The following is a 10,152-nucleotide window of genomic DNA, read 5'->3' as shown; positions in this document are numbered from 1 at the left end:
CCGCCGGGGCTGGTGGCCGAACTGGACGCGGTCCGGACCGCGCCCGGCACGGGCGAACTCGACGGGGAGGCGGCAGCCGTCGCGGGGTTCCGGGACGCCCGGCGGGCACGCCGTCGCCGCCGCGTCCGCTTCGGCGTACGGGTGGCCGTGTCCGCGCTCGCCGCGTCCCTCACCAGCGGCGTCGCGCTCGCCGCGACCGGCAACCTGCCGCACGCCGCGCGCCCGGCGGCGACGCCGGACGCCGCCGCGCCGCCCGTGCCGTCGGCCCGCCCCGCCCGGCCGGCCCTCTCACCGGCTACCCGGGCGGCGCAGCAGTCCGCGCCGCCCGGACTCTGCGTCGCGTACCGGGCCCTCGCCGAGGCGGACCGGGGACGCGCTCTGGAGACACCCGCGTTCAGCGACCTCGTCGCCGCCGCCGAAGGCCGCGAGCGCGTGCCGGACTACTGCGCCGCGCTGCTGGGCGACGACGACCCGCCGGGGAAGGCCGACGGCGGGCGGGGCGGCGGCAGGTCCGCTCACCCGGTCCAGCCGTCGGTCGGGCCGCCGGGGGCGGACGTCCTCCCGCCGGGGCAGGCGAAGCGGCCCGATGGCACCCCGCCCGGGCGGCGTACCGGCTGACGACCGGCTGGTAACTTGTGCCTCCGTGACCCCCCGGCGTCGCCGACCGGCGATCCTTCTCCGCCTCGCAGAGGTGCTCGCCGTGCTGGCCGGCATCGTGCTCACCGCGCTCGGCCCGGCCACGCTGACCGGCCTGCTGCCGTACTTCACCATCCAGAGCAACGTGGCTGTCGGCGTGCTCGCCGGCTACGCCGCCTGGTGCGCGCTGCGCGGTCGGCCGGAGCCGCCGAGCGTCCTCAAGGGAGCGGTCACCCTCTACATCACCATCACCGGTACGGTCTACCACCTGGTGCTGGCCAACCCGGCCAGCTCGTTCGCCATGGCGCAGCCGGACCGGCAACCGGGCGAGTGGTGGGGCAACCAGTTCCTGCACACGGTGGTGCCGCTGCTGGCGATCGCCGACTGGGCGCTGTTCGACAGACGCGGCCGGTTGCGCCCGCGCTACGCCGCCTGGTGGCTGGCGTTCCCGCTGGCGTATCTCGGGTTCGCGCTGGTACGCGGACTGGTGGTGGACCGCTACCCGTACCCGTTCCTGGACGCGGGCCAACTCGGCTACGACGGCGTGACGGTGAGCGCGATCGGGTTCGCCCTCGCGTTCTGGCTGCTGGGACTGCTGTTCGTGGGCGTGGACCGGCTGCTCGCCCGGGCCGGGACGGCGCAGTCCCCGCCGTCCGCGCCCGCGTCGGCCGACCCGCCGGCGCCGGTCCGGCCCGCCTCGCGGGAACCCACCGGCTCGGGCTGACGGACGCCGGGCGGGTCAAGCGGCCCGCCGGGCGTCCACGCCCGCCCGCAGCCGCCGGCTCGTGCCGCGCTCCCGGCCGTACGCGTCGGCCCGTCCCCACCGGCCCGGCACGTCGAGCAGCTCGATCCGCCCGTACCCGGCCGGGACCGCCGGGTTCACCAGCAGGTTGTCTCCGCAGGGGCGCAGCCCCAGCATGGTCGAGAGCAGCATCAGCAGGCCGCTCGCGGCCCACGACTGCGGCCGCCCGGCATCCGGCATCTGCACCGGGTACTTGGTGACCCCGCGGGGGTAGCCGGCGAAGGCCTCCGGGATCGAGCCGCCGAGCGTCTCCGCCGCCGCGAACATGCCGGCGGCGATGTCGCCCGCCTCCGCCTCGTAGCCGTACCGCCGCAGGCCCGCCGCGACGATCGCGTTGTCCCACGGCCAGACCGCGCCGAGATGCGCGCCCACCGGGTTGTACGGCAACTGCCCCTCGGCGTAGGTGCGGATGCCCCAGCCGGAGTACAGGTCCGGCCCGCACAGGTGCCCGGCCAGCGAGTCGGCGCGTTCCGGCTCGACGATGCCGCTCCACAGCAGGTGGCCGAGATGCGAGGTGAGCGCGTCGACGGGCTCGCCGTCCGGGGTGAGGGCCAGCGCGTAGTAGCCCCGCTGCGGCAGCCAGAAGTCGCGATCGAACCGTTCCCGCAGCCGCGCCGCGTCGGCCTCCAGGCGCTCGGCGTAGCCCGGGTCGCCCCAGAACTCCCGCGCCAGCCGGGCGCCGCGGATCCGCGCGTCGTACGCGTACCCCTGAAGCTCACAGGTGGCGCGCGGGTACGGCGGCACGACGCCGTGCCGGTCGACCACCGAGTCCGGGGAGTTGCGCCAGGTCTGGTTGGCCACTCCGCTCGCCGTGTTGCGCGGGTGGTAACGCAGGTAGCCGTCGCCGCACAGGTCGCCGTAGCGGGTCAGCCAGTCCAGCGCCATCCGGGCCGGATGACGTAGCTCGTGGATCAGGTCGACGTCACCGGTCCAGCGCTCGTACTCGTCGAGCAGGATCACGAACAGCGGCGTGGTGTCGGCCGCGCCGTAGTAGAGCGCGGTGGGCTGCTCGTCGAACGCGGCCGCCTCGCCGTACCGCAGCTCGGCGAGGATCTTGCCGGGCTCCTCCTCGCGCAGGTCGTCGAGCCGGCCGCCCTGCAGCATCGCCAGCATGTGCAGCGTGGCCGTGGTCAGCTCGGGCGTGAACGGGAGCGTCTGGAGGCAGGTGATCAGCGCGTCCCGCCCGTACAGCGTCATCGCCCAGGGCAGCCCGCCGACCGGCACCCGGTCGACGTACGCCAGCGGCGTGTACCGCAGCGCGGCCAGGTCGTTCAGCGCCTGCCGGTAGGCGGCGGTCAGCGCCGGGCGGTCGGAGACCAGTTGCGGGGCCTGGTCGAGCCACCGCCGCAGGTCGTCGCGCATGTCCTGCCGGACCTGCTGCCGGTGGGAGTCGATGCTCGCCCGCAGGTCCCGCCCCCGGGCCCCCTTGATGATCATCTCGACGTGCAGGTCGACGTGCCACGCGCCCTGCGGCTCGACGCGGATCCGGAAGGTCATCCCGCTCCGGTCCACCTGCGCCGGGGCCGAGCTGGAGACGCACGTCCCCCGGGAGAACCGCCCGCGCTCGTACCGGATCCACAACCGCTGCCCGGCCGGATCGGGGACGATCGTCGGCCGGCGCGGGCCGGGACGCAGGATCTCCGACGTGTCGGCGAAGTCGCTGCCCATCTCCAGCCGCACCGTGTACTCGGCGGGCTCGGGTGAGTGGTTGAGCACCGTGATGCTCTCGTGGTACGCCTCGTCGATGAGGCGGTGCCGGATCACCGACACGTCGGCGTCCACATAGTGGCTGGCTGCGCCGGGCACCAGCACGAAACGGGTCTCGAAGTAGGTCAGGTCGTCGCGGGACAACGCGTTCAGCCGCTCGCCGTCGACGGTGAGCACCCAGTGGCTCAGGAACCGGGTGTCGAAGGAGAAGAGACCGATCGGCGCGCTGGGGTCGATCTCCATGTCGCCCTGCGCGTCACTGACCGCAAAGGCGTTTCCGGCGAGGACGTGGACCAGCTCCTGCTTCATCGGGCCACCGCCTGCCCGGCCGCCTCCCGGGGATGCCGGGCGTCCGGGTGCCCGGGGAAGATCCGGCGCAGCACCATCAGCAGCTTGAGGTCGCCCTCGACGGCGATGTCGTTGCGCAGCAGCGCGGCGGCCGGATGCAGGAGGCCCGCCGCCATCCGGTCGAACACCTCCCGGTCCGCGCGGACCACCAGGTCGGCGTCCGCGGAGAGCCGGTCCACCCGGACGTCCTGACGGTCGACGGTCAGGTACCAGTGCTCGGTGCGGCCGTCGTCGTGCAGGTCCAGGCGAATGGTGCCGCAGGTGGTCTCGGGCAGGTCGGGGTTCCGGCCGGCGGCGGCCCGGGTCAGGTGTTCCGCGGCCGAGACGCTCATCGGGCCTCCTCGTCGGTCGTCGCGGCCACCCGCCTGACGGCGCCGCCCGTGCCGCGAGGATCCCCCCGCCCCGGGTGAGGCGAACTCACCCGGTCCGGGTGAGCCGCGGCGGTGACCCGGCAGCGGCCGGACGGGCCCGCTGGGACGGGGCCGGGCGGCGCTCAGCCCAGGATGAGCCCGCGCACGTAGGCGGCTTGGCCGACGTGCTGGAAGTCGTCGTCGAGCACGCTCACCAGCCGCACCCCGAGCGTCACCGGCGGATCCCAGTTCTCGTCCACCACCCGGTCCAGGTCGGCCGGGCGCAGCCCGCGCAGGTAGTCCAGGCTCCGGTCCACCACCGCCCGGTGGTAGTCCAGCAGCACGCCGCCGTTCTCCGGGCGTACCGCGGCGATCTGCTCCGGGCCGTGCCCGAAGCCGGTGTCGGCGCGGTCGGGCCGCAGACCGCACCGCGCCGCCCAGTCGCCGCCGGCCCAGAGCTGTGGCTCGCCCATCACGTCGGCGACGTGGTCGTCCTGGATCCGGGTCAGGTGCCAGACCAGCCAGCCGACCGGGTTCGCCCCGTCGGCCGGCGCCCGCCGCAGCTGGGCCGCGTCGAGCCCGTCGAGCGCCCCGGCGACCAGATCGGGCAACCGCCCGTACGCCTCGATCAGCACATCCGTCGCGTCCACGCGCACCTCACTCCCCTGCCGTCTCGTGCGTCTTCCCGGGCAGTACCGCCCAGCGTGCCCGGCAAACCTCGTCGCGGGACCCGACATCTACTGTGATCGGGTGGTCGCGGCGCTGGAGCTGTATCTCGACACCGACGCCACCCGGCGGATCCGGGTGCTGTGGGACCTGCTCGAGTCCGACGGGGTGCCGAGCCTGCGGTCACTGCTGGCGCAGCGGCACCGCCCGCACGTCTCGCTCGCGGTGGCGCCCCGCCTGGACCCGCACCGCGTCGCCGAGGCACTCGCCGGAACCGTGGTGGCCGCGCCGCTACGGCTGGAGTTCCAGCACGCCGGGCAGTTCGTCGGCCGGGTGCTCTGGCTCGGTCTCGCGCCGACGCCCGAGCTGCTGGCGCACCACGCCGAGGTGCACGACCGGCTGGCCCGGGCCGGCGTCGAGGTGGTGGAGCACAACCGGCCGGGACGCTGGGTGCCGCACTGCACGCTGTCCATGCGGGTGCCGAACCCGCTGATGGGGGCGGCGGTGCGCCGGTGCCTGGAGGTGCTGCCGCTGACCGCGACGGTGGTCGGCGCGGCGGTGGCCGACCACGCCCGAGACATCTCCCACCCCCTCCCCTGACGCACTCTCCCACCAAGATCCACACCATCTCGGCGAGCTGGCCGCATCAGACCACCTCCGATGCAGCCACCTCCCCGAACCGGTGTCGATCTTGGGCGGGTCACTGCGGGGTGAGGTCGAGGAGGAACGTCGGGTGGTCCGGCTGTGGGCACGGGTCGCCCCGATGACCGAGCCGCTCGCAGGCGCTGTGGCCGATGCTGCGGGACATGGGCGTCGGCGACTCACCGCCGCAGGTCCACCGACGCGCACCGCACCGTACGCCTGCACGCCGGTACGGCGTTCCGGACCGGCGACGTGACGGGGTGGGCCGTTCCTTTTTCACGGCGGTGCGCCGCCGGGCCGGCGGCCGGGCGGTTCTGCAGGCCGGTACGCGCGTTCCCCGCACGGTGCCCGACCTCGGTTCAGGATGCGGGCGCGACAGCGTGGCGGGACCGGGTTTCGCGCCATCTGCGGCTGCCCTGACGATCGCGGCAAAACCGACGCAAGCTGGTAAAAGCGCAGGTCAGAGCCATTCTGGCCACCCGAGGACGTGCGGCTGGAGCGGCAGCGAAACACGTCGAAGGAGAGCCTCATGGCCGCACCCGTCGTCCGTTCCGTCACCCCCGACCAGACCGTCCTGCTGCCCGGGCAGTCGACCACCGTACGGGTCGACGCCTACCACCCCGACTCGCGGCTGCTGACGCTCGCCGGCCGGGTCAGCGACCCCACCGGCGTCACCTGGGACAGCCCGGTCCGGGTGGATCTGAGCGTGCCACTGACCGTCCAGCTCGCCAGCGCCTCGCCGGGGGTGACGGTCACACCCAGCAGCGCCGAACCGGGCCGCTTCACAGTCACCGTGCTGGCCGGCCGGGGCACGGTGACGCTGACCGCGACGGCGCGTGACGGCGCCGGCCGCACCGGCACGGGCACCACCACGCTGACCGTGCCGCTGCTGGTCGGGATGAGCGCCGAGAAGGGCGCGCGGACCCAGCGGGCGGTGGCCGACTACCCGGGCATCCGTTACATGCGCGACTTCGGCACTGACGGTCCGGACGCGGACACGCTGCCGGAGCTGCCCGCGCTCAACGCCGGCAAGTTCGCCGACGCGCCGTCGGCCGTCATGCACGTCAGCTGGAAGGACGACGTCGAGCAGTTGGCGAGCTGGCTCGACGGCGTGAGCCGCCCGATCTACCTGACCTGGTACCACGAGCCGATGGGCGACGTGGCGCCGGCGACGTACCGGGCGACGGCGAGCCGGGTGACCCAGATCGTGGCCGCGCACCGCAACCGGCGGTGGGTGCTCGGGCACGGCCCGATCGTGACCCGCTACTGGCTGGACGAGGGACGCGGCAACCCGACCGACTGGGGTTATCCGGGCATGACCCACTACGGCGTGGACTGCTACTCGCGGGACACGGCCGCGTACTGGCCCGCCTCACGGATGTTCGGGGTGGCCTTCGGCAAGGTGCGCGCCGCGTACCCGGGCATCCGGCTGCTGGTCCCCGAGTACGGGCTGACCCGCGTCGCCACCGACACCACCGGCGCGGGCCGGGCGCGCACGATCCGGGACCACGTCACCTGGCTGCGCCAGCAGAACGACGTGGACGCGATCGCGTACTGGAACAACTGGGCCGAGTTCGAGCTGGGCGACCCGCCGCCGGAGGCCACGGCCTGGCGCGATCTCCAGGTGGGCCCGGCATAGACTGGGCCGATGAGGCGGAGTCGGTGACCAGCGGGAGCGTGTCGTACCCGGGCTACACCCATGGCTGCCTCGCCTACGACGACCCGGCGGCGCTGCGCGCGCTGACGGTCGAGCAGGTCAGCGCCGGTCTCGCCGCCGGTGAGCAGGTCTGGGTGGTCTGTCCGGAGGATCGTGCCACTGTCACCGGCTGGCTGGCCTCGGTTCCCGGTCTCGACGCCGCGCGCCGGCGGGACGCGCTACGGCTGGTTCCCGTCGGCGAGGCGTACCGGCACGACGAGATCGTCGACCCCAACCGGCAGGTCGGGGCGTACGTGCGGGCCACCACCGAGGCGCTGACCGCCGGGCACACCGGCCTGCGGGTGCTGGCCGAGGCGACGAGCCTGGTCCGCACCCCGGCCCAGCGGGACGCCTTCGCCCGTTACGAGCACCGCATCGACCACTGGATGCGGCACCGGCCGATGTCGGCGATCTGCGCCTACGACCGCCGGCAGCTCGGCGACGCGGCAATCGCCGAGCTGGCCTGCCTGCACCCGGTGACGAACGCGGACGTGCTGTTCCGGCTGCACGCCGGCGACGGCGACTCGGTGGTGGCGCTGGCCGGCGAGCTGGACCCGACCAACCACCGGGACTTCGCCGCCGCGCTGGAGCGGGCCGACCCGCGGCCGGTGGCGGGCCGGGTCGTGTTCGACGCCGCCGAGCTGCGTTTCGTGGATCACCGCAGCCTGCTGCACCTGCGTGACCACGCCCGCCGCTACGACGCCGTCGCGGTGCTGCGCACCCCGCACCGGACCCCGGCCCGGCTGGTCGAGCTGCTCGGCCTGACCGGGGTACGGGTGGAGGTGCTCGGATGAGGAGCGGCGCGGCCTCCGGTCACGTGGGCTACTTCCACGAGGCGTTCGTCTACGACTCCGACGAGGAGCTGCTGGCGGTGGCGCTGCCGTTCCTGCTGGACGGGGTCGCGGCCGGCGAGCCGACGGCGGTGAATCTGGACGAGCGCAACGCGGAGCTGGTGCGCCGGGCGCTGCCCACCGGCGCCGAGGTCACGTTCCTGCCGGTCGGGGACCTCTACGCCCGGCCCAGCGTCGCGCTGCGCTCCTACCGGGAACTGCTCGCGTCTTACGTGGCGGCGGGCGCGGCGCAGATCCGGATGGTCGGCCAGCTGCCGCCGGTGCTGCTCGGCTCGACCTGGGACTGGTGGGCCCGCTACGAGTCGGCCATCAACCACGTCTACGACGACTTCCCGCTCTGGGGCATCTGCGCCTACGACCGCCGCAGCACCCCGTCGCACGTGCTGGCGGACGTGGCGCGTACCCACCCCCGGGTGGCGCGGCCGGACGGCGGGCACGAGACGGCCGATCTCTACACCGACCCGATGAGCTACCTGACCGAGCCCCGCCCGGTGCCGCTGGACCCGGTGCAGCGGACGACGCCGCTGGTCGAGCTGATCGATCCGACGCCGGCCCGGGCCCGGGCGGAGGTGCGCGCCGCCGACGACGGCCTGCTCGCGCCGGACAGCGCCGACGGGCTGGTCATCGCGGTGAGCGAGGTGGTGAGCAACGCGCTGCGGCACGGCGAGCCGCCGGTGCGGATGCGGCTGTGGCGCGCGCCCGACCGGATCGTGGTCACCGTCCACGACCGGGGCCCCGGGCCGAAGGATCCGTACGCCGGACTGTTGCCGGCCGGCGACGGCTCCGACGGCGGGTTGGGTCTCTGGATCAGCCACCAGAGTTGCGACCACGTGACGCACCACCGCGACGCGGGCGGCTTCACCATCCGTCTGACGGCGGGGAACCCGCACTTCCCGGTCTGACCGCGACGCCGGTCGGCCGGGCAGGGGCGGGGCGGGGCGAGACGCGCGCGCGGACGCGGTACCGTAGCGCCTCATCGTGCCCTGCGGGGCGGTCATCCGCCGGCCTGGCGCTGGCGAACCGACGGAGGATGGCGCATGTCCAACGGCGACGATCCGTTCGCACCCCACGACGACGTGTCCGCGCGCCCGCGCTTCGATCCGGCGCTGCGCGGCTACGACAAACGTCAGGTGGACCGGTACGTCGAGCAGGTCGACGCCGAGGTCAGCGCGCTCACCGCCGCGCGGGACCGGGCGTACGCGCAGGTGCGTGACCTGACCGCGCAGGCGCAGCGGGCGCAGGCCGAGGCGGCCGAGTTGCGCGAGCGTCCGGCGGCGGCGGTGGACCGGGCGTCCTTCCGGGACCTCGGCCCGATGGTCGACCAGATCCTGGACCTGGCCGAAAAGCAGGCCGGGCAGATCACCGACGTGGCCACCCGGCGCGCGGAGGAGTTCCAGGCGCAGGCGGAGAAGCTGCTGGCCGCGGCGCAGGAGCAGGCCGCTCGGGAGCGGCGCGAGCTGGACGAGGAACTGTCCGCGCGCCGGGCCGAGCAGGAGCGGGTGGACGAGGAGCGGCTGGCCGCGGCGCAGGCGGAGCTGGCCGCCGTGCGGGAGCTGGCGGAGAAGCTGCGCGTCGAGGGGCAGGCCGCGCACGACCGGGCCCAGCAGGAGGCGAAGCGGATCACCGAGCAGAGCGCGCAGCAGGTCGAGCAGGCGCGTTCGGCGTCCGAGGCGCTGGTGAAGGCCGCGCGGACGCAGATCCAGCAGGAGGTCCAGGCCAACCGCAGCAAGGCCCAGCAGGAGCTGGCCCAGTGGCAGGCCACGATGGCCAAGGAGCTGGACGAGCGGCGGGCCGCCGCCGAGCAGGAGCTGGCCGACCGGGCCGCCGCCGCGGAGAAGGACATCGCCGCGCTGGTCGCCGAGGCGCAGCAGTACGCCACGGAGGTCCGGGAGCGGGCCGACGAGGAGACGACGGCGCACCAGGAGCAGCTCGCCGGCGTGCAGCGGGAGATCCAGCAGCGGCAGGAGACGCTGACCGGGCTCAAGGCGGAGCTGGAGACGGTCTCCCGGAAGCTGGAGGAGACCCGCCGGGAGATCGGCACGATCGAGCGCAGCGGCGCGGAGCTGGAGGAGCGGCTGGTCGGCGTACGCCGGGAGCTGGCCGCCGAGAGCAGGCGGCTCGACGAGGCGCGGCGCGCGGCGGACCTGGCCGAGCAGCACGCCAAGGAGACCCGGGCCCGGGTGCAGCGGGAGGCCAAGCGGGTCGCCGACCTCGCCGCGGCGGCGGTCATGGCGGCGGCTGCGGGCGGCGGGGAGACCGCCGAGTACCCGCAGGTGTCGGCGCGTCCGGCGGTCACCGTCGCGCCCGACGCGGCGCCGCGGACCGGGGACGGGCGGACCGGGGACGGGCGGAGCGAACCGGACGCGGCCGAGCCGGAGCAGCCCGTCGTGGAGACGTTCGTCGAGCGGCTGGACGGGCCGAGCTTCGACGCGTTCGCGGTCGGCACGCCGGCTC

Annotated in this window: 10 protein-coding genes; 7 read left to right on the top strand and 3 right to left on the bottom strand. The window is 74.7% G+C overall.

The genetic code is table 11. From position 1 onward, the window contains the following. Both KBX39_RS12605 and KBX39_RS12600 read left to right on the top strand, forming a co-directional pair. Window positions 1-618: hypothetical protein (locus KBX39_RS12605; protein WP_210870589.1), on the top strand; the 618-nt coding region annotated here is incomplete at its 5' end. 25 nt (window positions 619-643) lie between these two features. Continuing rightward, complete coding sequence (locus KBX39_RS12600; RefSeq protein WP_281604796.1) at window positions 644-1,360, top strand: Pr6Pr family membrane protein; 717 nt, start codon at window positions 644-646, stop codon at window positions 1,358-1,360. Between the two features lie 15 nt (window positions 1,361-1,375). Here the strand turns inward: KBX39_RS12600 and KBX39_RS12595 are convergent, their stop codons facing one another. The 3 genes from KBX39_RS12595 to KBX39_RS12585 form a co-directional block, all read right to left on the bottom strand. After that, complete coding sequence (locus KBX39_RS12595; protein WP_166456420.1) at window positions 1,376-3,454, bottom strand: glycogen debranching N-terminal domain-containing protein; 2,079 nt, start codon at window positions 3,452-3,454, stop codon at window positions 1,376-1,378. After that, window positions 3,451-3,825: an SCP2 sterol-binding domain-containing protein gene (locus tag KBX39_RS12590; RefSeq protein ID WP_064447459.1), complete on the bottom strand. Its 375-nt coding sequence runs from the start codon at window positions 3,823-3,825 to the stop codon at window positions 3,451-3,453. Before KBX39_RS12590 ends, KBX39_RS12595 begins: the two co-directional genes overlap by 4 nt. Before the next feature lie 161 nt (window positions 3,826-3,986). Beyond that, window positions 3,987-4,493, bottom strand: a complete 507-nt coding sequence (locus KBX39_RS12585) for a DinB family protein (RefSeq protein ID WP_043330388.1) — start codon at window positions 4,491-4,493, stop codon at window positions 3,987-3,989. 100 nt (window positions 4,494-4,593) lie between these two features. Between KBX39_RS12585 and KBX39_RS12580 the strand changes: the two genes are divergently transcribed. The 5 genes from KBX39_RS12580 to KBX39_RS12560 form a co-directional block, all read left to right on the top strand. Further along, window positions 4,594-5,109: a 2'-5' RNA ligase family protein gene (locus KBX39_RS12580; RefSeq protein ID WP_210870586.1), complete on the top strand. Its 516-nt coding sequence runs from the start codon at window positions 4,594-4,596 to the stop codon at window positions 5,107-5,109. A gap of 571 nt (window positions 5,110-5,680) precedes the next feature. Then, the gene (locus tag KBX39_RS12575; protein ID WP_043330389.1) at window positions 5,681-6,790 is read left to right on the top strand and encodes a hypothetical protein; all 1,110 of its coding nucleotides are present in this window, start codon (window positions 5,681-5,683) and stop codon (window positions 6,788-6,790) included. A 23-nt stretch (window positions 6,791-6,813) separates the two neighbouring features. After that, window positions 6,814-7,641 (top strand): MEDS domain-containing protein, encoded by an 828-nt coding sequence (locus tag KBX39_RS12570; protein ID WP_113973230.1) that lies wholly within the window; start codon window positions 6,814-6,816, stop codon window positions 7,639-7,641. Next, window positions 7,638-8,600: an anti-sigma factor RsbA family regulatory protein gene (locus KBX39_RS12565; protein WP_043325136.1), complete on the top strand. Its 963-nt coding sequence runs from the start codon at window positions 7,638-7,640 to the stop codon at window positions 8,598-8,600. The genes KBX39_RS12570 and KBX39_RS12565 overlap by 4 nt, the downstream gene beginning before the upstream one ends. A 135-nt stretch (window positions 8,601-8,735) precedes the next feature. Next, a partial coding sequence (locus KBX39_RS12560) for a hypothetical protein (protein WP_210870583.1) occupies window positions 8,736-10,152 on the top strand: 1,417 nt, incomplete at its 3' end.

The sequence above is a fragment of the Micromonospora sp. D75 genome (assembly GCF_018070405.1).
Lineage (GTDB): Bacteria > Actinomycetota > Actinomycetes > Mycobacteriales > Micromonosporaceae > Micromonospora > Micromonospora chalcea.
Note: the sequence above shows the minus strand (reverse complement) of the source record. Positions and strands in the feature narration are given on the sequence as shown.